General features: G+C 59.4%; 18 protein-coding genes and 5 tRNA genes. 9 read left to right on the forward strand and 14 right to left on the reverse strand.

All coding sequences use genetic code 11. From position 1 onward, the window contains the following. Positions 1–6: 6 nt before the first annotated feature. A complete protein-coding gene (locus tag KVG88_RS23260) occupies positions 7–3285 on the forward strand; it encodes a PAS domain S-box protein (protein WP_150701198.1) in 3279 nt (1092 codons plus the stop codon). 368 nt (positions 3286–3653) lie between these two features. Continuing rightward, the gene (locus tag KVG88_RS23265; RefSeq protein ID WP_217872864.1) at positions 3654–5930 is read left to right on the forward strand and encodes a nitric-oxide reductase large subunit; all 2277 of its coding nucleotides are present in this window, start codon (positions 3654–3656) and stop codon (positions 5928–5930) included. Positions 5931–5990: 60 nt separating this feature from the next. On the opposite strand, the gene KVG88_RS23270 is transcribed toward KVG88_RS23265, so the two are convergent. The 9 genes from KVG88_RS23270 to gltX all read right to left on the reverse strand — a co-directional run bounded on the left by KVG88_RS23270 (position 5991) and on the right by gltX (position 11434). Then, positions 5991–6950: a tRNA dihydrouridine synthase gene (locus KVG88_RS23270; protein WP_150701191.1), complete on the reverse strand. Its 960-nt coding sequence runs from the start codon at positions 6948–6950 to the stop codon at positions 5991–5993. 158 nt (positions 6951–7108) lie between these two features. Then, the gene (locus KVG88_RS23275) at positions 7109–7546 is read right to left on the reverse strand and encodes an acyl-CoA thioesterase (protein ID WP_217872865.1); all 438 of its coding nucleotides are present in this window, start codon (positions 7544–7546) and stop codon (positions 7109–7111) included. A gap of 48 nt (positions 7547–7594) precedes the next feature. After that, a complete protein-coding gene (locus KVG88_RS23280; RefSeq protein ID WP_150701189.1) occupies positions 7595–8428 on the reverse strand; it encodes an alpha/beta fold hydrolase in 834 nt (277 codons plus the stop codon). Between the two features lie 29 nt (positions 8429–8457). Then, complete coding sequence (locus KVG88_RS23285; RefSeq protein ID WP_056853720.1) at positions 8458–8997, reverse strand: TetR/AcrR family transcriptional regulator; 540 nt, start codon at positions 8995–8997, stop codon at positions 8458–8460. Between the two features lie 185 nt (positions 8998–9182). Further along, a tRNA-Glu gene (locus KVG88_RS23290) sits at positions 9183–9258 on the reverse strand. Between the two features lie 78 nt (positions 9259–9336). After that, positions 9337–9412 (reverse strand) — tRNA-Ala (locus KVG88_RS23295). Positions 9413–9465: 53 nt separating this feature from the next. Next, positions 9466–9541: transfer RNA gene (locus KVG88_RS23300), tRNA-Glu, on the reverse strand. 79 nt (positions 9542–9620) lie between these two features. After that, positions 9621–9696 (reverse strand) — tRNA-Ala (locus KVG88_RS23305). A gap of 256 nt (positions 9697–9952) precedes the next feature. After that, positions 9953–11434, reverse strand: a complete 1482-nt coding sequence (gltX, locus tag KVG88_RS23310; RefSeq protein WP_217872866.1) for a glutamate--tRNA ligase — start codon at positions 11432–11434, stop codon at positions 9953–9955. A gap of 230 nt (positions 11435–11664) precedes the next feature. Between gltX and KVG88_RS23315 the strand changes: the two genes are divergently transcribed. Both KVG88_RS23315 and KVG88_RS23320 read left to right on the forward strand, forming a co-directional pair. After that, positions 11665–12753: an HlyD family secretion protein gene (locus tag KVG88_RS23315; RefSeq protein ID WP_150701187.1), complete on the forward strand. Its 1089-nt coding sequence runs from the start codon at positions 11665–11667 to the stop codon at positions 12751–12753. Next, a complete protein-coding gene (locus KVG88_RS23320) occupies positions 12743–14293 on the forward strand; it encodes an MDR family MFS transporter (RefSeq protein WP_225934122.1) in 1551 nt (516 codons plus the stop codon). Before KVG88_RS23315 ends, KVG88_RS23320 begins: the two co-directional genes overlap by 11 nt. A gap of 107 nt (positions 14294–14400) precedes the next feature. On the opposite strand, the gene uvrB is transcribed toward KVG88_RS23320, so the two are convergent. Beyond that, positions 14401–16416 carry an excinuclease ABC subunit UvrB gene (gene uvrB, locus KVG88_RS23325; protein WP_150701185.1) on the reverse strand — a complete coding sequence of 672 codons (2016 nt, stop codon included), beginning with the start codon at positions 16414–16416 and terminating at the stop codon, positions 14401–14403. Positions 16417–16752: 336 nt separating this feature from the next. On the opposite strand from uvrB, the gene KVG88_RS23330 reads away from it, so the two are divergent. Next, a complete protein-coding gene (locus KVG88_RS23330) occupies positions 16753–17949 on the forward strand; it encodes an amino acid aminotransferase (protein ID WP_217872867.1) in 1197 nt (398 codons plus the stop codon). A 237-nt stretch (positions 17950–18186) separates the two neighbouring features. Beyond that, positions 18187–18396 carry a hypothetical protein gene (locus KVG88_RS23335; RefSeq protein WP_150701183.1) on the forward strand — a complete coding sequence of 70 codons (210 nt, stop codon included), beginning with the start codon at positions 18187–18189 and terminating at the stop codon, positions 18394–18396. Here the strand turns inward: KVG88_RS23335 and KVG88_RS23340 are convergent. Further along, positions 18393–18623, reverse strand: coding sequence for a hypothetical protein (locus KVG88_RS23340; protein ID WP_020795513.1), 231 nt, complete (start codon positions 18621–18623; stop codon positions 18393–18395). The two genes, KVG88_RS23335 and KVG88_RS23340, sit on opposite strands and share 4 nt — an antisense overlap. 230 nt (positions 18624–18853) lie before the next feature. Here KVG88_RS23340 and KVG88_RS23345 point away from each other — a divergent pair. After that, a tRNA-Asn gene (locus tag KVG88_RS23345) sits at positions 18854–18929 on the forward strand. A 79-nt stretch (positions 18930–19008) separates the two neighbouring features. On the opposite strand, the gene KVG88_RS23350 is transcribed toward KVG88_RS23345, so the two are convergent. The 3 genes from KVG88_RS23350 to KVG88_RS23360 form a co-directional block, all read right to left on the reverse strand. Next, positions 19009–20004 carry an AraC family transcriptional regulator gene (locus KVG88_RS23350; RefSeq protein ID WP_217872868.1) on the reverse strand — a complete coding sequence of 332 codons (996 nt, stop codon included), beginning with the start codon at positions 20002–20004 and terminating at the stop codon, positions 19009–19011. 1 nt (position 20005) lies between these two features. Continuing rightward, a complete protein-coding gene (locus KVG88_RS23355; RefSeq protein ID WP_191630444.1) occupies positions 20006–21019 on the reverse strand; it encodes an AraC family transcriptional regulator in 1014 nt (337 codons plus the stop codon). A 259-nt stretch (positions 21020–21278) separates the two neighbouring features. Then, positions 21279–22529 (reverse strand): OprD family porin, encoded by a 1251-nt coding sequence (locus KVG88_RS23360; RefSeq protein ID WP_217872869.1) that lies wholly within the window; start codon positions 22527–22529, stop codon positions 21279–21281. A gap of 79 nt (positions 22530–22608) precedes the next feature. Here KVG88_RS23360 and KVG88_RS23365 point away from each other — a divergent pair, with 79 nt between their 5' ends. Together KVG88_RS23365 and antA are read left to right on the forward strand one after the other, a co-directional pair. Continuing rightward, on the forward strand, positions 22609–22866 hold the full coding sequence (locus tag KVG88_RS23365; RefSeq protein WP_217872870.1) for a hypothetical protein: 258 nt from the start codon (positions 22609–22611) through the stop codon (positions 22864–22866). A gap of 35 nt (positions 22867–22901) precedes the next feature. Further along, positions 22902–24305 (forward strand): anthranilate 1,2-dioxygenase large subunit, encoded by a 1404-nt coding sequence (gene antA, locus KVG88_RS23370; protein ID WP_150701180.1) that lies wholly within the window; start codon positions 22902–22904, stop codon positions 24303–24305.

Below are 24305 nucleotides of genomic sequence, written 5' to 3' on the forward strand. Positions count from 1 at the left end.
TTGCCAATGCCGAAATCTGTTGACCGTATTCCGCCGATGCCACGTATTCAGGCAATTGACCCCAGAAGCTCCGAGCAGAGCTGGGAAAGTGCCCCGCAATTGCTGGCAGCCCTGAACGGTGCACGTTTGGGTGCCTGGTATTGGGATATCGAACGCGGGCAAATCAGTTGGTCGCGGGGCACGCAGGCGCTATTCGGCTTCGATCCGCGACAACCGTTACCGGCCGACCTGGAATACCTCGATTTGCTACCCCCGGAGGACCGGGCGAAAACCGTTCGCGCCTTCCACGCGGTGATCGCCGGAGCACCGCTGGAGCAAGCGATGCACCACCGCATTCGCTGGCCCGATGGCAGCTTGCATTGGCTGGAGATCAACGGCAGCCTGCTGCCGGACAAACACGGCCGCCCCCGGATGATCGGCGTGATCCGTGAGATCACCCACCAGCGCCAGCGCGAACAGGCACTGAGCAGTTCGGAAAAACGCTTCGCCACGCTGTTTCACCTGTGCCCGAACATGGTCCTGCTGACCCGCCAGGAAGACGGTCTGATCACCGAAGCCAACCAATACTTTGAAAGCCTGTTCGGCTGGCCGGTGCAAGATGCGATCGGCCGCACCACTCTGGAACTGGGCCTGTGGGTGCACCCCGAGCAGCGAGCGGAGCTGGTCAAGGCGACCAAGGCCAAAGGCGAGTTGACCAGCATGGAGGTGCAATTTCGCGCCAGCAACGGCCAGATCCACGATGGCATCCTCAGCGCACAAAAAGTCGAGCTCGAAGGCCAACCCTATTTACTCAGCACGTTCCTCGACACCACCGAACGCAAAGCCGCCGAGCACGCTTTAAAAGACAGCCAGGAACGCCTCGATCTGGCGCTGGACTCGGCGCAGCTGGGCACCTGGGACTGGCACATTCCCAGCGGCATGCTCTACGGCTCGGCCCGCGCGGCGCAGCTGCACGGTCTGGAAGCCAAGCCTTTTCACGAGTCCTTCGAAGAATTCTTCGAAGGCGTGCCCGGCGAAGAACGCGACACCATGCGCGACGCCTACCGCAGCCTGCGCGAAGGCCCGGCCGGCAACTATCAACTGACTTATCGCGTGCAATTGCCGGACGGCAGCTCGCGCTATCTAGAAAGCCGCGCCCGCCTTTACCGCGACGAAAACGGCCTGCCGCTGCGGATGGCCGGCACCCTGCTCGACATCACCGATCAGGTCGAACGCGAGCAACGTTTGGTGGCCTCCGAAGAGAAGTTCGCCACGCTGTTTCAGGTCAGCCCCGACCCGATCTGCGTGACCCGTCAGGACACCGGCCAATTCATCGAGATCAACTCCAGTTTCACCCAGACCTTCGGCTGGACCGCTGCCGATGTAATCGGGCGCAGCGCTGACGTAATCGGCCTGTGGGACGCCTCGGCAAAAAGCTTGCAGCGCATCGAACAGGTGATTCGCGAACAAGGCCTGAACAACGTTGCGATTGTCGTCCAGCACAAGGACGGGCAATCCCTGACCTGCGTGATTTCCAGCCGCCAGATCAGCGTTGGCGACCAACCCTGCATCGTTACCACCCTGCGCGACATCACCCAGCAACAACGCTCGGAAGCGGCGCTCAAGGCCAGTGAAGAGAAATTCGCCAAGGCGTTCCATTCCAGCCCAGACGCCATCACCATCACCGAGCGCGACACCGGGCGTTATCTGGAGGTCAACGACGGCTTCTGCCGCTTGACCGGCTACCGAGCCGATGAAGTGATTGGCCGCACGGTGTATCAAGTCGGGATCTGGGCCGAAGAAAAACAACGCTCGGCATTGCTGGCCGAATTGCAGATCAAGGGCCGGGTGCACCATCAGGAAATGCTCGGGCGCAACAAACGCGGCGAGTTGCTGACCGTCGAAGTGTCGGTTGAGCCGATCACCCTCAACGAAACTGCGTGCCTGCTGCTGACTGCGCGAGACGTCAGCCTGCTGAAAAACGCCGAGGCGCAGATCCGTCACCTCGCCTACCACGACCCGCTGACCAACCTGCCCAACCGCGCCCTGCTGATGGATCGCCTGAGCCAGCAAATCGCCCTGCTCAAACGCCATAATTTGCGTGGCGCGCTGATGTTCCTCGACCTCGACCACTTCAAGCACATCAACGACTCACTCGGCCATCCGGTGGGCGATACCGTGCTGAAAATCATCACCGCACGCCTGGAAGCCAGCGTACGCATGGAAGACACCGTCGCGCGCTTGGGTGGCGATGAATTCGTGGTGCTGCTCAGCGGTCTTGAAGGCTCTCGAAACGACGTCAGCCTGCAAGTGCGGCAGTTGGCCGACACCTTGCGTGAGTTGCTGTCGGAGCCGATGTTCCTCGACGGCCAGCGCCTGCAAGTGACGCCGAGTATCGGCATTGCGCTGATTCCCGATCACGGTTCCACGCCCACCGACCTGCTCAAGCGGGCGGATATTGCGCTGTATCGCGCCAAGGATTCGGGGCGCAATACCGCGCAGATGTACCACAACACCATGCAGAAAGCCGCGAGCGAGCGCCTGCGCATGGAAACCGATCTGCGCCTGGCCCTGTCCCGTGGCGAATTCCGTGTGCATTACCAACCGCAACTCGATGCCCGGGATAACCGCATCGTCGGCGCCGAAGCCTTGGTGCGCTGGAATCACCCGGAACTCGGCGCACAATCGCCCACCGAATTCATCAAGGTGCTGGAAGACAGCGGCCTGATCCTGGAAGTGGGCACCTGGATTCTCGACGAAGCCTGCAAGGCCTGCCGCCAACTGATCTCCAATGGTCTGGTGGACCCGTTGAATTTCAGCCTGTGCGTGAACATCAGCCCGCGGCAGTTCCGCCAGGCCGACTTCGTCGAACGCGTCGAAGAAAGCCTCGCCAGCTACGGCCTGCCCTGCTCGCTGCTGAAACTGGAAATCACTGAAGGCATCGTCATCCAGAACCTGGAAGACACCATCAGCAAAATGCGTCGCCTGAAGAAACTCGGCGTCAGTTTCGCCATGGACGACTTCGGTACCGGCTATTCATCCCTGACTTATCTCAAGCGCCTGCCGGTCGACACGCTGAAAATCGATCAGTCATTCATCCGCGATGCCACCACCGACCCCAACGACGCCGAGATCATTCGCGCCATCGTCGCCATGGCCCGCAGCCTGGAATTGAAAGTGATTGCCGAAGGCGTGGAAACCGCCGAGCAACTGGAGTTTTTGCAGGGGCTGGGTTGCCATTTTTATCAAGGGTATCTGCATAGCAAGCCGTTGCCGGTGGAGGAGTTTCAAAAACTGCTGCGATAGCGCGCGCCCCTGTAGGCGCTGCCGAAGGCTGCGATCTTTTGATTTTGATTGTAAAAAAAGATCAAAAGATCGCAGCCTTCGGCAGCTCCTACCTTTCAGCTATCGCGACGCCATACCTTCGTATGAATCGTTAAAACCCAGACGTGACGGCACTGACCTTGTGTAGGAGTGACGCGGTGGCGGGTGCGCCTTACATTGAAGCCACGCATTCGGTCTGCGGACAAACGTCCCGCACCGCTGATGAATGATCGCAGCAACCGATCATTTCCCTGAGCAACACCCCGGCGTCTCTTCCCGATCACACGGCCGGGTTTTCTGCGCCCGCATACTCGTTATGCGGGCGCTTTTTTTTGACTTTGAGGTGATCCATGGGTGAATACCGCAAGTTATGGTGGTCGCTGATTGGCGTCCTCGGCGTGACCTTCTGCCTGCTCGGCTGGTTCGGCCACGAGATTTATCGACAAGCGCCACCGATTCCCGCACAGGTACAAAGCGTCGACGGCGAGACGCTGTTCCGTGCCGACGACATCCTCGATGGCCAAACCGCCTGGCAGAGCATCGGCGGCATGCAGTTGGGTTCGATCTGGGGCCACGGTGCCTATCAGGCGCCAGACTGGACCGCCGACTGGCTGCACCGAGAATTGCTCGCGTGGCTCGACCTGGCGGCGCAGCAGAATTACGGCAAGGTTTATCAGGACATCGATGACGATCAGCAGGCCCTGCTGCGCCATCAACTCAAACGCGAGTACCGTGGCAATCGGCTGGTAAACGGCACGCTGGTGCTCAGTGATCGTCGCATTCAGGCCATTGCGCAAACCGCCGCGTATTACCACGCGCTGTTCGGCAACGACGCTTCGCTGCACCACAGCCGCGAAAGCTTTGCCATGAAAGAAAACACCCTGCCCGACGCCACCCGGCGCCAGCAGCTGACGCAGTTTTTCTTCTGGACTGCCTGGGCTGCCGCCACCGAACGCGATGGCCAGAGCGCGACATTTACCAATAACTGGCCCCACGAGCCGTTGATCGACAACCACCCGACCGCCGAAAACATGGTCTGGTCGATTGTCAGCATCGTCGTGCTGCTTGCCGGGATCGGTTTCCTGGTCTGGGGTTGGGCGTTCCTGCGCAATCACGAAGAAGGCGAGCCCAAGGTTCCGGCTCAGGATCCCCTGAGCCTGATCAAACTCACGCCTTCGCAAAAAGCCTTGGGCAAGTATCTGTTGCTGGTCGGCGCGCTGTTCGGTTTCCAGGTATTGATGGGTGGCCTGACCGCGCACTACACGGTCGAAGGCCAGGACTTTTATGGCTTGCCGCTCTCGAAGTGGTTCCCCTACTCGCTGACCCGGACCTGGCATTTGCAGAGTGCGATGTTCTGGATCGCCACCGGGTTCCTCGCGGCGGGACTGTTTCTGGCGCCGTTCATCAACGGCGGCAAAGACCCGAAATGGCAGAAGATCGGCGTGGATGTGCTGTTCTGGGCGCTGGTGCTGGTGGTGGTCGGTTCGTATGCCGGCAACTTCCTCGCCATCGCACAGTTGATGCCGGCGCAATGGAGTTTCTGGCTGGGCCACCAAGGCTACGAATACGTAGATCTGGGCCGCCTGTGGCAAATCGCCAAATTTGCCGGGATTGTGTTCTGGCTGGTGTTGATGTTGCGCGCGATGGTCCCTGCCCTGCGTCAGCCAGGCGACAAGAACCTGCTGGCGCTGTTGGCCGCGTCCGTCATTGCCATCGGCCTGTTCTACGGTGCGGGCTTGTTCTACGGCGAACGCACTAACCTGTCGGTCATGGAGTATTGGCGCTGGTGGGTCGTGCACCTGTGGGTCGAAGGTTTCTTCGAAGTGTTCGCCACCACGGCCCTGGCTTTCATTTTCACCAGCATGGGGCTGGTCTCCAAACGCCTGGCCACCACCGCGACCCTCGGCTCGGCCTCGCTGTTCATGCTCGGCGGCGTACCCGGCACGTTCCACCACATCTACTTCGCCGGGACCACCACGCCGGTGATGGCTGTGGGCGCAACCTTCAGCGCTCTGGAAGTGGTGCCGCTGATTCTGCTGGGGCATGAAGCCTGGGAAAACTGGCGCCTGAAAGAGCGCGCGCCATGGATGGCACGGCTGCGCTGGCCGTTACAGTTTTTCATCGCTACTGCGTTCTGGAACATGCTGGGCGCCGGGGTGTTTGGCTTCCTGATCAACCCACCGATTGCGCTGTATTACATCCAGGGTTTGAACACCACACCCTTGCATGCGCACGCGGCGTTGTTCGGGGTCTATGGCTGCCTGGCGCTGGGCTTCAGCCTGCTGATCCTGCGTTACCTGCGACCGAACCTGCAATTCAACGACCGACTGATGAACACCGGCTTCTGGTGGCTCAACGGCGGCCTGATGCTGATGATCGTCACCAGCCTGTTGCCGATCGGCATCCTGCAGTTCTACGCCAGTGCCAGCCAAGGCCTGTGGTACGCCCGCAGCGAAGCGTTCATGCAGCAAGACCTGCTGCAAACCCTACGCTGGGTGCGCACGTTCGGCGACATTGTGTTCCTGGTCGGCGCGTTTGCGGTGATCTGGCAAATCGCTGGCGGCTTGTTGTTTTCGTCCCGACATCCCCGTGCAATTGAATCAGCGACGTTCAACGGCCAACGTTAATTCGCGGGTACAAAAAAGGGCGCCATTGGCGCCCTTCTTGTTGCGCTGGAAGAGATTATTTCAAGCCGCTTCCGCCACCGGCAAGCCCAGTAAACGCGAGACATTATCCAGTTCAGTCTCGCGACGCAGGACGGTAAACAGTTCTACGGCCTCGGGATAATTGCGGGTCAGCATCGCCAGCCACTGCTTCAAACGACCCGGCGATTGCCGCGCTGTCATCTGCGCCTTGGCTTGCAGCCAGAAGTCCTGGATCAGCGGCAACAGCTCGGCCCAAGACATTTCCACGACCTCTTCACCGGCCCGCGCGGCGGCGATTTGCTTCGCCAGATCGGGGCGCGAAACCAGGCCGCGACCGAGCATGATGTCTTCGACGCCGCTGATCTCCCGGCATCGACGCCAGTCTTCGACGCTCCAGATATCGCCATTGGCGAACACCGGCACCTTGACGACCTCTTGCACACGCGGAATCCATTCCCAGTGTGCTGGCGGCTTGTAGCCGTCCACTTTGGTGCGGGCATGAACCACGATATGTTCAGCGCCGCCTTCGGCCAAAGCCGTGGCGCAAACCAGCGAACCATCCGGGCTGTCGAAGCCCAGGCGCATTTTGGCGGTGACGGGAATGTGTGCCGGAACTGCGCGACGAACATGCTCGACAATCTGGTTCAGCAGCTCAGGCTCTTTGAGCAGCACCGCTCCCCCACGGGATTTGTTCACGGTCTTGGCCGGGCAACCGAAGTTCAGGTCGATCACTTCGGAACCCAGCTCGCAGGCCAGCGCCGCGTTTTCCGCGAGGCACACCGGATCGGAACCGAGCAATTGCACACGAAGCGGCACACCTGACGCGGTGCGGGCGCCGTTGAGCAACTCCGGGCCGAACTTGTGGAAGTAGGCCGGGGTGAGCAACTGGTCGTTGACCCGAATGAATTCGGTCACGCACCAATCGATGCCGCCCACTCGGGTCAGCACGTCGCGCAGGATGTCGTCGACCAACCCCTCCATGGGCGCCAAAGCAATTTGCATGGGGAAAACACTACTCAAGGAAAAAACGTGCGGCAGTTTACTGGTTTTCACTCTTGAAAAGGTAAACTCCGTAGGAGCTGCCGAAGGCTGCGATCTTCTGATTTTGCTTCTTGAAGATCAAAAGATCGCAGCCTTCGGCAGCTCCTACACAAATTGTGTCAGGCCGGAGTTTGCAACGCCGGGCCGTAGCCTTCTATGAATTCGGTCGGCATGCGCTTGGGCTTGCCGGTGGACAGCTCTATGCAAACGAATGTGGTTTGCGCGCGCAGCAACGTCGAATTGTCACTGGGGCGCTTCAACTGGAAGTGCCGAGTCATTTTCAGGCGTTGATCCCAATCGACGATCCAGGTCGCCAATTGCAGTTCGTCGCCTTCATAGGCGGCGGCCAGGTAATCGATTTCGTGCCGCACCACGGCCATGGCCCGGTCCAGTCGACGGTATTCGACCAGATCCAGGCCCAGGCGCTGGGAATGGCGCCAAGCGCAACGTTCGAGCCAGGTCACGTACACCGCATTGTTAGCGTGACCCAAGCCGTCAATGTCCTCGGCGCCCACTTGCAGATCAATGATAAATGGCGTTGTCCGATCCCAGCCCATGCCCCACTCCCGGTCAGATTATTTCGACCGGGGCAGTGTAACGGAAGCTCAGGCCGATTGGCGCGATTGCAGACTGCGGCCCGCCAGCAGTGATAACACACCATCAATCACCCGAGGGTCAGCCAGCACCCGCTGATGACCGCCCTCTTGCAGGCGCAGTAGACGGCTGTCAAACCAGGCTTCGTGGATCAGTTGCGATTCCTTGACCGAAACAAAGTCGTCGTCTTCGGCATGGACGATCAGGCCGGGCATGTCGAGTTGATAGTGGGCGACGTCGAGCATTGCGGCGCGCATCCCGACATCTTTCTCGACCTGGCGAATGAACGCCGAACGGGCTTTGGGCGGAAGACCCACGTACCGGGCAAACCCGCGCAATACGCCAAGAATGCGCGCCGGGGCGCCGATGGTGACCAGTGTTTCGGTGCGCAGGCCCAGTTGCACGGCCAGCATGGCACTGGCGCCACCCATTGAATGCCCGATGACGGCTTGCAACGGCGGCAATTCAGCGGCGGCTTCAAGCATGGCGCGGGCGAACAGCACCACATTCGCCTCACTGCCGGGCGAACGACCGTGAGCCGGGCCGTCCAGGGCGACCACCGAGTAACCGGCGTCGACCAGCGCAGTGATGAGGCTGGCAAACTGCGTCGGCCGACCTTCCCAGCCGTGCATCAGCAAAACCGCCGGGCCTTGGCCCCAGCGCAACGCCGACAGGCCGAAGCGCAAAGTGATCCGCTCGGACTTCGCCAGCAATGGCAGCTCCCAGTCACGCGGCGGTAAGTCCCTTGGCGTCATGAACGCCAATCGCATTTTTCTTGCCACCAGTTTCGGTGCAAACAAGCCCAAGGTGCCATTCACGCCACGAACCCACTTCAACGTGCTCATCGCATTCTCCCCAGGCCGCAGCCTTCAGGTCACAGCACCGCAGATTTGGCGGCGCGCAGTAATCGATCGGACAACTCTCCTGGTCCCAGCGCCCGCGCCAGAGCCAGACCACCCACCATCAACGCCATGTCAGCCAGGGCTTTGTCGGTGTCTTCCGGGCTGGCCGCCAACTGCGCGACCATCATTTCCACATGTTCATTCAGTGCGATGCGAAACGCTTCCGGCAGTCGCCCCAGTTCACCGACCGACGCCGGGATCGGGCACGCCGATTCAGACGAGTCACGGTGTTTGCGCGACAGGTAAAACGCTGCCACCAATGCGCGACGCTCCTCGCCGGTCAGCTCGGCATCCATATCGGCAATCAGGCCACGACGGTGGCCGAGCAATTGCTTGAACGCCTCCAGCATCATCGCGTCCTTGCTTTCGAAGTGCGCGTAGAAGCCGCCGACCGTCAGGCCCGCTGCGCCCATCACTTCGCCCACGCTCGGTTCGGCCGGGCCGCGCTGAATCAGCGCTGCGCTAGCGGCCTTGAGAATGCGTTCGCGGGTTTGAGCTTTTTTATCGTTCATCGTTGCCTCCGAATATTACGACTAGAATATTATTCTCATAATAATTTTCTGCAAGTCGTGGATGTGACCGCTGGTCTGAAGAACAGTTTGAAAGAATGGGGGGAGATTTGGCCGAACGCCAGACAAACAAAAGGGCCATTCAATAATTGAATGACCCTTATAAAATCCCGCAAAGCGGGTAATCGTGGCGTCCCCTAGGGGACTCGAACCCCTGTTACCGCCGTGAAAGGGCGGTGTCCTAGGCCACTAGACGAAGGGGACACAAACCTTCTATACAACTGATCAGTGCTGAGAGCTGATCGATTCAAGGCCGGTGTGGCCAAACCTTGAACTGTAAATTGGTGGAGCTAAGCGGGATCGAACCGCTGACCTCCTGCATGCCATGCAGGCGCTCTCCCAGCTGAGCTATAGCCCCGGATTTTTCGCCTCGCGGCGGAGCGACATCTTGCAACATCGCTTCTGTAAAACTGGCGTCCCCTAGGGGACTCGAACCCCTGTTACCGCCGTGAAAGGGCGGTGTCCTAGGCCACTAGACGAAGGGGACGCAAACCCTTCTATACAACTGATCAACGCTGAGTGTTGATCGCTTCAAGGCCGGTGTGGCCAGGCCTTGAAGTGTAAATTGGTGGAGCTAGACGGGATCGAACCGTCGACCTCTTGCATGCCATGCAAGCGCTCTCCCAGCTGAGCTATAGCCCCTCATCGTTGATGTCATCGCTGAGGACGGGGCGAATCTTAAGGGCGTATCGAAAGCCTGTCAAACTTATTTTTAAAAAAAATTAAAATTTTTTGTCGGCATAACAATCACTTACCGCCCTTCCCCCGAAAATCAAGAGGTTTACAACATACGCGCCCTGTAGGAGCTGTCGCAGGCTGCGATCTTTTGACGTTGGTTTTTAGAAACAAGATCAAAAGATCGCAGGCTGCGCCAGCTCCTACAGAAAATCAAAAGCGTTTAGGCGATTGCACCCAACAGCTTTTCCCACTCTTTGTTTTCTTTCTTCGACACGCCACCGAGCAAGTCGATGGCCTGGCGCAGACGGAAACGGGTCAGGTCCGGCCCGAGGATTTCCATCGCATCGAGCACCGAGACCGAGCTGGCCTGGCCGGTGATCGCGGCGAACATCAGTGGCATGGCGTCACGCAGCTTCAGCTCCAGGGATTCCACTACGGCCTGAATGGTCGCGGTGATGCTGTCCTTTTCCCACTGTCGCAGGCTTTCGAGCTTCCACAGGATCAACTGCATCAACTGACGAACCTGATCGCCCGAGAGCTTCTTCGATTCGAACAGCTTGGCATCCGGGTTCACGCCACCGGCGAAGAAGAACCCGGCCAGCGGTGCAACCTGGCTGAAGGTTTCAACTCGGCCCTGTACGTGCGGCGCGATTTTCATCATGTATTCAGAGTTGAGTGCCCACTTCTGTACGCGCGCAGCGAACTCTTCGACTGGCAGGTCACGCAGCCACTGACCGTTGAGCCACGACAGCTTCTCGATGTCGAAAATCGGCCCACCGAGGGACACACGCTTGAGGTCGAAGTTGCCGACCATTTCCTGCAGCGAGAACTTCTCGCGCTCGTCCGGCATCGACCAGCCCATACGGCCCAGGTAGTTGAGCATTGCCTCAGGCATGAAGCCCATGCGCTCATAGAAGGTCACCGAGGTCGGGTTCTTGCGCTTGGACAGCTTGCTCTTATCCGGGTTACGCAGCAGCGGCATGTAGCACAGCTCTGGTTGTTCCCAGCCGAAGTACTCGTAAAGCAGGATCAGTTTCGGTGCCGATGGCAGCCACTCTTCGCCACGCAATACGTGAGTGATGCCCATCAGGTGGTCGTCGACCACGTTGGCCAGGAAGTACGTCGGCAGGCCGTCGGTCTTCATCAGGACTTGCATGTCCATGCGGTCCCACGGGATTTCAACGTCGCCACGCAGCATGTCCGGCACCACGCAGACGCCTTCGCTCGGCACCTTCATACGGATTACGTGCGGTTCGCCAGCGGCGAGGCGGCGGGCCACTTCTTCCTTGGACAGCAACAGCGCACGGCCGTCGTAACGCGGAGTTTCGCCGCGAGCCATTTGCTCGGCGCGCATCTGGTCGAGCTCTTCGGCGGTGCAGAAGCACGGGAAGGCATGGCCCAGGTCGACCAGTTGCTGGCAGTACTTCTGATAGATGTCGCCGCGCTCGCTTTGGCGGTACGGGCCGTGCGGGCCGCCAACGTCCGGGCCTTCGCTCCAGTCGATACCCAACCAGCGCAGAGCGTCGAAAATCTGCTGTTCGGACTCGCGGGTCGAACGCAGTTGGTCGGTGTCTTCGATCCGCAGGATGAACTCACCGCCATGCTGCTTGGCAAAGCAGTAGTTGAACAAGGCGATGTAGGCGGTACCTACGTGGGGGTCCCCGGTAGGCGATGGCGCGATGCGAGTGCGGACGGTGGTCATGGCATGTCTCGAAAGAATAAAAAGCGAAGAACAAATAAGGGGCGAATGGTAACAGGCGGACCCAGTCCGGCTCCAGTGAACAGGGCATTTAAGCCAACTTTGCGTCTACAACGCCCGTATGGCGCGGTGAATGGCCGAATATCAGCCGATGGCATTTACCGTTTATCGGCTGTATGCCAGATTCGCCTGCTGATAACTTTCCTTACATATTCTCGACTACAGTTTGCCCCATGCCTGCCCAACTCAAGCGTCGCCTGTCCATATTCCTGCTGCTCGTCCTGCTGATTGCCGGGGGCTTCTTTGCCCATTGGTTCTTTAAAGGACGGTTTTATGAAAGCACCGACAACGCGTACGTGCAGGGCGAGATCACTCGCGTGTCGAGTCAATTGGGCGCGCGTATCGATCAGGTGCTGGTGCAGGACAACCAGCATGTCGAGAAAGGCCAGTTGCTGATCCGGCTCGAAGGTGATGACTTCCGCCTGGCTGTCGACCGCGCTAACGCCGCCCTCGCCACCCGCGAGGCCGAACGCCTGCAAGCCCAGAGCAAGCTGACCCAACAAGCCAGCCTGATTGCCGCCAGTGACGCGCAAGTCGCCTCCAGCCAGGCCAGCCTCGGTCGCTCCCAGATCGACCTGAACCGCGCCGAAACCCTGCGCAAGCCTGGCTATGTCTCGGAAGAACGGGTGACCACCCTCTCCGCCGACAACCACATCGCCCGCTCGCAACTGACCAAAGCCCAGGCGGATGCTCAGGGGCAGCGCCAGCAAGTCAATGCATTGACCGCTGAAATCAAACGACTTGACGCGCAGATAGCCAATGCCAAGGCTGATCTGGCCCAGGCCGAACTGAATCTGACCCGCAGTGATATCCATGCGCCAATCAGCGGTCTGATCGGCCAGCGTGCCGCGCGCAATGGCCAATATGTGCAGGCCGGCGCTTACCTGCTGTCGATTGTGCCCGATGAAGACATCTGGATTCAGGCCAACTTCAAGGAAACCCAGATCGGCCACATGCAGCCCGGCCAGAAAGCCGAACTGACCTTCGACGCCTATGGCGACACGCCGATCGAAGCACGGGTCGACAGCCTGTTCGCCGCCTCGGGCGCGCAGTTCAGCCTGTTGCCGCCGGACAACGCCACCGGCAACTTCACCAAAGTCGTGCAACGGATTCCGGTCAAACTGACCTTCGCCGCCGACAACCCGCTGCGCGGCAAGATCCGCCCGGGCATGTCGGTCACTGCCAAGGTAAACATCAAGGACGCCCCGGAAAACGAACGCGCCAAATTGAGCAGCAAAGACGCCGCTGACGATGGCCGGTGATCAATTGATCCGCCCGGTCGGGGAACCGACGCGGCGGGACTGGATTGCGGTGATGAGTGTGATGCTCGGCGCCTTTATGGCGGTGCTGGATATCCAGATCACCAACTCGTCGCTCAAGGATATTCAGGGCGCGCTGTCGGCAACGCTGGAAGAAGGTTCATGGATTTCCACCTCGTACCTGGTGGCGGAAATCATCATGATCCCGCTGACCGCGTGGCTGGTTCAGTTGCTGTCGGCGCGACGGCTGGCGGTGTGGGTGTCCCTTGGCTTCCTGGTCGCGTCCTTGCTGTGCTCCATGGCCTGGAGCCTGGAAAGCATGATCGTCTTTCGCGCCTTGCAGGGCTTTACCGGCGGCGCGCTGATTCCGCTGGCATTCACCCTCACGCTGATCAAACTCCCGGAACATCACCGCGCCAAAGGCATGGCGATGTTCGCCATGACGGCCACCTTCGCGCCCTCCATCGGCCCGACTTTGGGCGGCTGGCTGACTGAGAACTGGGGCTGGGAATACATCTTCTACATCAACATTCCACCCGGCCTGATCATGATTGCCGGCCTGATGTACGGCCTGGAGAAGAAAGAAGCGCACTGGGAATTGCTGAAAAGCACCGACTACGCCGGCATCGTCACCCTTGGCGTCGGCCTCGGTTGCTTGCAGGTGTTTCTGGAGGAAGGCCATCGCAAGGACTGGCTGGAATCGAGCCTGATCGTGACGCTCGGCAGCATTGCGCTGATCAGCCTGATCACCTTCGTGATCGTGCAATTTTCCAAGCCCAATCCGCTGATCAACCTCGGCATCCTCGGTAATCGCAACTTCGGTCTATCGAGCATTTCCAGTATCGGCATGGGGGTCGGCTTGTATGGTTCTATCTATCTGCTGCCGCTGTACCTGGCGCAGATCCAGAACTACAACGCCCTGCAGATCGGTGAGGTGATCATGTGGATGGGCGTGCCGCAGCTGTTTCTGATTCCGCTGGTGCCGAAACTGATGAAGTACGTGTCGCCGAAATGGCTGTGCACGCTGGGCTTTGGATTGTTCGGGCTGGCGAGTTTTTCTTCGGGTGTGTTGAACCCGGATTTTGCCGGGCCGCAGTTCAATCAGATCCAGATCATCCGCGCGCTGGGCCAGCCGCTGATCATGGTCACCATTTCGTTGATCGCCACGGCGTACATCCTGCCGCAGGACGCGGGTTCGGCGTCGAGCCTGTTCAACATCCTGCGCAACCTCGGCGGCGCCATCGGCATCGCCCTCCTCGCCACGCTGCTGGACGCGCGAACCAAGACCTATTTTGATTACTTGCGCGAATCCATCGTGCCGAGCAACCCGCAGGTGGCCGAGCGCCTTGCATCACTGACGGATCGGTTGGGCAACGAAAACGCGGCACTGGGCAAGCTCAGTGAGATCGCGCATCAGCAGGCGTCGATCATGGCTTACAACGATGCGTTTCACTTTGTCGGGATTGCGCTGGGGATCAGCATGCTGGCGGTGTTGTTGACCAAGAAACTGCCGGAGGGGCTCAAGGCCGGGGAAGCACATTAACCCCCTGTAGGAGCTGCCGAAGGCTGCGATCTTTTGAATTTGATTTTTAAAAAACAAGATCAAAAGATCGCAGCCTTCGGCAGCTCCTACAGGGGATTCGTTCGCGGTCAGACTGTGATTAATCGCTCGCGCAACTTGCCAATTTCATCGCGCATTTGCGCCGCCGCTTCAAACTCGAGATCACGCGCCAACGCGTACATCTTCTCTTCCAGAGCCTTGATGCGTTTGGCGATCTCGCCCGGTGAGCGCAGTTCCGCTTCGTACTTGGCGTTTTCCTCGGCGGCCTTGGCCATGCCCTTGCGCTTCTTGCTGCGCGAGCCCGGCACGGTGGCGCCTTCCATGATGTCGGCAACGTCCTTGAACACACCTTTCGGGGTGATGCCGTTGGCCAGGTTGAAGGCAATCTGCTTGTCGCGCCGACGCTCGGTCTCGCCGATCGCCCGTTCCATGGAGCCGGTGATGCGGTCGGCATACAGAATCGCCCGGCCATTGAGGTTACGCGCCGCCCGTCCAATGGTCTGGATCAGCGAACGCTCGGAACGCAGGAAGCCCTCCTTGTCGGCATCTAGGATCGCCACCAGCGACACTTCCGGCATGTCCAGGCCTTCACGCAGCAGGTTGATCCCCACCAGCACATCGAAGGTGCCCAGGCGCAGATCGCGGATGATTTCCACCCGTTCCACGGTGTCGATGTCCGAGTGCAGGTAACGCACGCGGACGCCGTGGTCGGCCAGGTAATCGGTCAAATCCTCGGCCATGCGCTTGGTCAGCGTGGTGACCAGCACCCGCTCTTCCAGAGCAACGCGCTTGGTGATTTCCGACAGCAAGTCGTCGACCTGGGTCAGTGCCGGACGGATCTCGATTTGCGGGTCCACCAGCCCGGTCGGGCGCACCACCATGTCAATGACGCGCCCGGCGTGCTCGGCTTCGTAGTTGCCCGGCGTCGCCGAGACGAAAATCGTCTGCGGGCTGATGCTTTCCCATTCATCGAAACGCATCGGCCGGTTGTCCAGCGCCGATGGCAGACGGAAGCCGTACTCGACCAGCGTCTCTTTACGCGAACGGTCGCCTTTATACATCGCGCCCACCTGCGGCACGCTGACGTGGGATTCGTCGATCACCAACAAGGCATCCGCCGGCAGGTAATCGTAAAGGGTCGGCGGCGGTGCGCCGGCTTCGCGACCGGACAGGTAGCGTGAGTAGTTTTCGATGCCGTTGCAGTAGCCCAGTTCGAGGATCATCTCCAGATCGAACCGCGTGCGCTGCTCCAGTCGCTGGGCTTCTACCAGTTTGTTGTTAGAGCGCAGGTATTCCAGACGCTCCTTCAATTCCTCCTTGATCCCTTCCACGGCACCCATCAGGGTTTCCCGGGGCGTCACGTAGTGGCTCTTCGGGTAGAAAGTGAAGCGCGGCAATTTGCGGATGACTTCGCCGGTGAGCGGATCGAACGCCGACAGGCTTTCCACCTCGTCGTCGAACAATTCGATGCGGATTGCTTCGAAATCGGATTCCGCCGGGTGGATATCAATCACGTCGCCGCGCACCCGGAAGGTCGCACGGGCAAAATCCATGTCGTTGCGGGTGTATTGCAGGTCGGCCAAGCGTCGCAGCAACTCGCGTTGATCGAGCCGGTCGCCGCGATCCACGTGCAAAACCATTTTCAGGTAGGTTTCCGGGCTGCCCAGACCGTAGATGCACGACACGGTGGTGACGATGATCGCGTCTTTGCGCTCCAGCAGCGCTTTGGTCGCCGACAGTCGCATCTGCTCGATGTGGTCGTTGATCGAGGCATCCTTCTCAATAAAGGTGTCCGAAGACGGCACATAGGCTTCGGGCTGGTAGTAGTCGTAATAGGAAACGAAATACTCCACGGCGTTGTTCGGGAAGAACGCCTTGAACTCGCCGTACAGCTGCGCCGCCAGGGTCTTGTTCGGCGCCAGCACCAGCGTCGGGCGTTGCACCTGGGCGATCACGTTGGCGATGCTGAAGGTCTTGCCCGAGCCGGTTACACCGAGCAACGTCTGGTGCGCCAACCCGGCTTCTATGCCCTCGACCATCAGACGGATGGCTTCCGGTTGATCGCCGGCGGGCTCAAAGCGGGTGACTAGCTGAAATTCAGACATGTAAAACCTCTGGGATCACTCTTGCCGGCAAAACCGGCATGAACGAGAAAGACCGCAAACGACCGATGTCGCCCGAGGAAAAAACTGGATTGCACTCAATGTGGAGCCGATTGCCATCGCTTTCAAGGCAAACGTCCTACAACGCATAAAGCCTTTGACGACATCAATCGACTAACGGTCGAAAAATAATCGGAAAAACTTACCGTAAAAGCCGATTCGTCTGTCGCCATGTGTCGCAGATGGCCTCTATACTAGCTCCCCGTTTGTGCACCGCTCTAGTGCATTCGGCTGGAGCGCGACACGTCCCTCCATTCTCCATTCAGAGCCGCCGCAAAAATGAGCCTGTTCTCCGCTGTCGAAATGGCACCACGCGATCCAATCCTGGGCCTCAACGAAGCATTCAACGCCGATACCCGTACCAATAAGGTCAATCTGGGGGTCGGTGTTTATTGCAACGAGGAGGGGCGAATTCCACTCCTGCGCGCCGTTGTCGAAGCCGAAACCATTCGCGTCGCTCAACACGCTTCCCGTGGCTACCTGCCAATCGATGGCATCGCTGCCTACGATCAGGCCGTGCAAAAACTGCTGTTCGGCAATGATTCGCCGCTGATCGCTTCCGGTCGCGTCCTCACCACCCAGGCTGTTGGTGGTACCGGCGCACTGAAAATCGGTGCCGACTTCCTCAAGCAATTGCTGCCGAACGCCGTCGTGGCGATCAGCGATCCGAGCTGGGAAAACCACCGCGCACTGTTCGAAACCGCTGGTTTCCCGGTGCAGAACTACCGCTACTACGACGCCGCGACCCACGACGTAAACCGTGCTGGCTTGCTGGAAGACCTGAACGCCCTGCCAAACGGCTCGATCGTTGTGCTGCACGCGTGCTGCCACAACCCGACTGGTGTGGATCTGAGCCCGGCGGACTGGAACAACGTCCTGGAAGTGGTCAAAGCCAAAGGCCATGTGCCGTTCCTCGACATGGCCTATCAAGGTTTCGGCGACGGCATCGACGAAGACGCCGCTGCTGTGCGCCTGTTCGCTGAATCGGGCCTGACCTTCTTCGTGTCCAGCTCGTTCTCCAAGTCGTTCTCGCTGTACGGCGAGCGTGTGGGTGCCCTGTCGATCGTCAGCGAATCGAAAGAAGAAAGCGCACGCGTGCTGTCGCAAGTCAAACGCGTGATCCGCACCAACTACTCCAACCCGCCGACCCACGGTGCAAGCATCGTCGCCGCTGTGCTGAACAGCCCGGAACTGCGCGCCCAGTGGGAAGCCGAACTGGCCGAAATGCGCCTGCGCATTCGCGGCATGCGCACCCAGATGGTCGAGACCCTGGCGAAAAACGCTCCGCAGCGTGATTTCAGCTTCGTCGGCCGTCAGCGTGGTATGTTCTCTTACTCCGGCCTGAGCGTTGAGCAGGTTCACCGTCTGCGCAACGAATTCGGCATTTACGCGCTGGACACCGGTCGTATCTGCGTGGCTGCGCTGAACCAGAGCAACATCAAGGCCGTTACGGATGCGATTGTTCAGGTGATCTGAAGCGCTCCGTGATACGAAAAACGGGAAGCCATTGGGCTTCCCGTTTTTTATTTGTCACAGATAAATCTCAAAGCCGAAGCTCAGCCCTCTAAACTGCACACAAATCAAAATGTGGGAGCGAGCCTGCTCGCGATAGCAATCTATCAGCCACCGTTTGTGGTGAATGTGCGGCAGCCATCGCGAGCAGGCCCGCTCCTACAGGTATTGTGTAGCCCCTGGAATTCCACGAGAACCCACATGAAAAACGACAACCTTCGCGCTGATCGCGATGACCTGGATGAGCTGGATCGCTTCGTCCCCCGCGTCCCGGCCAAACGTGGCAACAACCTGGTGATGCAAGTCGCTGCTGGTGTGTTCCTCGGCGGCCTGGCCCTGTGGCTGGTGCAACTGGGCGCCACGGCGCTCTATGCCAAACTGATGATGGGCACGATCACCTTCGGCGGTTAAGCCAACTCGGTCGCACGTTGGCTGGCGGCGTCGTCATAGGCGACGTAGAGCGATTCAGCCACCTGGCTCTTGATCGCCTTGGTGCTTTCCAGGCCCAGGACAAACCCTTCGGCCTTGCCACCGGCGCGATTCAACTCATCAGCGCTGCTGGCCTGGGTGATCGCGTCGAAGAGTTTTTCGGCGTGGGGGCCGACACCTTTGGGCAGGCTGATCTGTGCGATGCTCATGCGAGCACCTCTGTGTTTTCGGACGTTTTGCGGGTCAAGCGAGACATGGCGCGTACCTTTTCGGCGAATGGCCGGTAGCGCGTGTAACCACTTCCGGGCAGCCATGGTAGACCTCGCCGGCGATTCTGGTAACCGCCAATCAACGATAAACCACCGTCCGTCCCGAGGAATCTGCAGAGTTGCCATCAGGTGCTTGACTTCTCTTTTTGAATCAGTAACATAGGCGCCATTCCGCGATAGCTCAGTTGGTAGAGCAAGTGACTGTTAATCACTGGGTCCCTGGTTCGAGTCCAGGTCGTGGAGCCAGACACGGTTCGGAGATCAAAATCTCCGGCCAAAAAAAAACCCGCCTTATGGCGGGTTTTTTTGTGCTCGCGATTCCGGCTCATGCCTGAGACTTCATCGTCTGCCTGGGCAACTCTCCAAACCGCTGCCGATAGTAATTGGCAAATCGCCCCACGTGCCCAAACCCGAATTCCAGCGCCACCTCCGTCACACTCGCTTGCGGTCGCGCCAGCAAGTATTCCCGCGCGGCCTCAAGCCGTAATCCGCGCAAACGGTCCATCGGGCTTTGCCCGTATTCGCGCTGGCATAAGGTGTTCAGACTGCGAATGCTCACCCCGGCGGCAACCGCCAGTTCAGCCAGGCTGATGCCCTGCGCAAGGTGTTCGCGCATGCAGCTGTCGATTTTTTGCAACTGGCGGGTGGGCTGACGCGGCGAAGGCGAGTCTTGCTGCGCAACGCCACAATGGCTGAGCAGAAACAGCGGCAGGCTTTGCTCCAGATGCTGTAGCCAGCGCGAAGGCGTTGCGCTCGCCTCGCCCTCGGGCAAGTGCTCCAGCAACTCGCTGACCAGACGAAACCAGCGCATCGCCAGTGGCCGTTGCAGGCGGCTGACCGGCGCCAAGGTGAAGCCTGACGGCAAGTCATCGGCCAACGCTTGCTGGCTCGCCTCGATCAGTGCCCGTGGCAGCTTGAGGATCAGTTGCTCGCACCCCTCCTCCCACACCACTCGCGCGTGTTCACGCGGGGACAGGATCGCCACTTCTCCGGGGCTGACGCCATAGCCCATGCCATCGGACTCAAGGGTGGCATTGCCGCGCAACGGCATCTGCACCAGCACGAAATCCTCGAAAGGCTGCGGGCGGATTTCTACTTGGCCACCGTAGCGCAGCGCATACAGTTCGCAGCTGGCCACCTGGCCGCGATAGAACGCCGTGTCGACGCCGCCCCGAGGCCAATCCAACTCATGCTCCACCAGCGCTTGTCCCATCAAGCGCTGGGTTTCCTGCGCCGAGCGGCTGGTGAAAACCGGCTCGCGGCACATCAACGACAAATTCAGGCCCACACTGTTAGCGGTGGCGGCTTGCAAGGTCGTCATCTCAAAGCGACCGATTGCGACGGGCTTCGCTGCGTTGCAGAGTGGCGCTGGGCGTTTCGTTGAACAGCTTGCGGTACTCGCTGGCAAACCGGCCCAAGTGCGAGAAGCCCCAGCACATCGCGATCACCGAGATGTTGCGCACCGATGCGTCTTCGAGGATTTCCTGGCGCACCGCGCCGAGGCGATACTTTTTCAGGTAAGCCATGGGCGAGACGCCGAAGTACTTGCGAAAACCTTCGAACAATTTGAAGCGGGACACCCCGGCTGCCGCCTCGATGTCTTCCAGATGCATGTCTTCGCGAGCGTTGCTTTCGATGAAGTCCTTGGCGCGCACCAGGTAGTACGGCAACTTGGCGCCCAGTTGGTCACGCAACTCGGCACTGTAATTGTTGGGCTGGGAAAGGATCAGGCCCTTGATCAACGCGCTTTCGATATCGCGGGTGAAGAACACCTGATTGAACAGATCCTGGCCGCGCTCCAGCTCATCGATGTAATAACGGGCCAGCCGCCACCAGGAGGCCGAGGCACCGTTGACCGCGTCCATCACTGGCTCGAACTTCACCGGCATTTCCAACGGGCGCTGGAGCATGCCTTCCAGGGTTTGGCGCATGGCCATGCGGGTGATCACCACGGAAATCTTGTGGCAGTCACCGGCCATGGTCAGTGCCTGGGTCTCGTGCGGGGTCACGATCAGGCCCTGGTCCTGGCTGGAGTGCAACCGGCGACCGTCCTTGAGCAATTCCTGTTCGCCGCGAATCGGCAAGCTCAGGCTGTAGCAATTGAGGTGTTCGGCATCCTCGACGCCAATGGTCACGTCGGTGCCGTATTCCATCCGGCCCAAGGTCGTGGACATGGACTTGAACACATTGGCCTTGTGGTGAAACTGAATCCGGTTTGGCTGGCTGGTCTGCAGTTCGTGTGGCCCACAAATACCGGCCATCCAGGCACGGGCACCAGCCAGGTCGTAGCGATCTATGCGGATATCTCGAAACTGGGCAACGTTTGGTTCGGTCATCTCAGTACACCCACGGCAATGGACATCGACACGCTCTTCGGCGCGTATTCTCATTACGTTTGCAAGGGCTATGCCCAGCCGCTGCGAACAGGCGATATCCGCATTTTTTGGCTAGTAATCGGAAACTATCTGGATATCGAACGCGCTGTGCGGCGTTGGCGCGCACAGCAACGGTGCCGGCAAGGGTCAACGCCCTGGGTAATGCGCTACCCAAGGCGTCACTTCAGCGCACAACCGCGTTCGATTTGGGGGCAGGACGTTACCAAAATTTCCAGGTGTAAGTGGTGATCAGGCGGTTCTCCACCCAGTCATTGCCGTGGCTGAATTTGGCGACGACATTGCCCGCCTCCACGCCCACGCCTTTGAGCGGCCCGCTTTGCACCACATATGACAACACCAGATTGCGCTCCTGTTCCGCTGCCTGGCTGAGGTTGTCGCCACGGTCCACCGACGTGCCCTTGAAGTAGCGGGTCATGAAGTTCAGACCCGGCACGCCGAGGGCGGCAAAGTCGCAGTCATAACGCAGTTGCCAGGATTTTTCGTTGGGTTTGATGAACCCCACCCGCGACCAGTTCACCAGAAACGGCTGCGGGACATAACCGCCCAGAGTCGGGAAGTTGCTATCGCCGAGCATGCGCTGGTAGCCCACGCCGAAGCGGTGCCCGCCCTTTTTCAGCGAGGTCATGGCGCCGTAGGAACGGTTGTCGATGTCGCCGTAAAGGGCGTCGCCGTCTTCGCTGTTGTTGAAGTAACGCAGGTCGGTCTTCAGCCCATAACCGTCGCCCAGATCCGCCAGATGAGTGATACCCAGGTAGTGCTGCTGGTAGATATCTTCCAGTTGCGCGTAGAAGTAGGTGCCGGTCAGCGAAGGGGTAAAGGCGTAACTGGCGCCGGCGAGGTTCAGGCCGTCGCTGCCATGGCGCACGCCGGAGCCGGTCTGCAGATACAGTTTTTCGTAGTTGGAGGAGTTACGCGCGCCGATCTCCGTCAGCCGGCCGGCGGTCAATGTCAGGCGGTCGACTTCCTTGGATTCGAGCAACGCACCGCGGTAGGTCGTGACCAGTTGGCGCGAATCGTCGATGATCACCACGGGTAGAAATGGCCGCAGCTCACCGACTTTCAGCTCGGTTTTTGAATAGCGCATTTTCAGCGTCACACCGCCACGGCCGTATTCATCGGCCTGCTCCTGACGGCTCTGGCTGTAAGGGATGATGGTGTCATCGCCGCGCCCGCCACCGCCGTCCAGGCGAAACGCATATTGCGCCTCGGCATCGAGGCCGAACTGCACCGGACCTTCGGTATAGCCGGAGGCGAAACGCAGATCGAAACCCTGGGTCCAACTGCCCACTCGCGAATGGGGCGGGTTGTTTTCTTTGTAATCCCGATCGATGTAAAAGTTGCGCGTACCCAGCGTCAGCTTGCTGTCATTGACCACATCTGCCTGCGCCAACAATGGCGTCAACAAGCCAACTGTTTGAACTCCCCGAACTAACCACGCTTTATGCAACATATTATTTCTTCCCCCTGCCGCTTATTTAGCAGCACATGAATAGAAGGCACTTTTGGTACGGAACCCAAGGCCATGAGCAATGGCAGTTTCCAGCGACCTGCAGCGAGACACTCTGATGGTGCTTCGATTGAAATTAAGCCGTAACAAGTTCGTCAGCGGCTATCCCGTTACTGAACGACAAATAGCCATTTGCTCAGCCTTTGCTCAGCCGACAAGCGCGACAAAAGCCAGTGTTTACGGGGATAAGCCGCCAACGACAGAAGAACGGGGCTTATTTTCCGGATGGGTTTCCACTAATAAGCGGATAGACCCTGCCCGCCACCAAGGCATTAAATGAACCCATGAATTAGCCCATTGGCCGAGGACCGGGAAATGACAACTGCACGAAGTGTCGAACAGTGGAAAAGTTATATCGAAAGTTGCCTGGACTTCCGTCCGCAAGACGGTGTTTATCGTATTGCCCGCGATATGTTTACCGACCCGGAATTGTTCGATCTGGAAATGGAACTGATTTTCGAGAAGAACTGGATCTACGCCTGCCACGAAAGCGAGATCGCCAATAATCACGACTTCATGACAATGCGCGCCGGGCGCCAGCCGCTGATCATCACCCGCGACGGTGAAGGTCGTCTCAACGCGCTGATCAACGCCTGCCAACACCGCGGCACCACCCTCACCCGCGTTGGCAAGGGTAACCAGTCAACCTTCACCTGCCCCTTCCATGCCTGGTGCTACAAAAGCGACGGTCGACTGGTGAAGGTCAAGGCGCCGGGCGAATACTCCGAAGGCTTCGACAAGGCCACCCGCGGCCTAAAAAAGGCCCGCATCGAAAGCTACAACGGCTTTGTGTTCGTCAGCCTCAACGTGGAGGGCACCGACACCCTGGAAGACTTCCTCGGTGACGCCAAAGTGTTCTTCGACATGATGGTGGCGCAATCGCCAACCGGTCAGCTCGAAGTGCTGCCGGGCAAATCGACTTACACCTACGACGGCAACTGGAAACTGCAGAACGAGAACGGCCTGGACGGTTATCACGTCAGCACCGTCCACTACAACTACGTGGCCACCGTGCAGCATCGTCAGCAGGTCAACGCCGAAAAAGGCCTGAGCGCCGGCGACACCCTGGACTACAGCAAGCTGGGTGCCGGTGACAAGGAAACCGACGACGGCTGGTTCGCCTTCCACAATGGCCACAGCGTGCTGTTCAGCGACATGCCCAACCCGGCCGTGCGCCCGGGTTACGCCAGCATCATGCCGCGCCTGGTCAAGGAACACGGCCAAGGCAAGGCCGAGTGGATGATGCATCGCCTGCGCAACTTGAACGTCTACCCGAGCATGTTCTTTCTCGACCAGATCAGCTCGCAACTGCGGATCATCCGCCCGCTGGCCTGGAACAAAACCGAGATCAACAGCTTCTGCCTGGGTGTGGTCGGCGAGTCGGATGCCGATCGGGAAAACCGCATTCGCCAGTTCGAAGACTTCTTCAACGTGTCCGGCATGGGCACGCCCGATGACCTGGTGGAATTTCGTGAAGCCCAGCGCGGTTTCCAGGCCCGACTGGAACGCTGGAGCGACATTTCCCGCGGCGAAGGCAAGTGGGTCAAAGGCGCCACCCGCAACAGCGAAGCCATTGGCATCGCGCCGGCGCTGACCGGCACCGAGTTCACCCATGAAGGCCTGTACGTCAACCAGCACGCCAACTGGCAGCGCTTTTTGCTCGAAGGCCTGGCGCGCAAGGCGGCCGAACAACAACCGTTGAAACTGCGTGAGGTGTGA

The sequence above is a fragment of the Pseudomonas azerbaijanoccidentalis genome (genome assembly GCF_019145495.1).
Lineage (GTDB): Bacteria > Pseudomonadota > Gammaproteobacteria > Pseudomonadales > Pseudomonadaceae > Aquipseudomonas > Aquipseudomonas azerbaijanoccidentalis.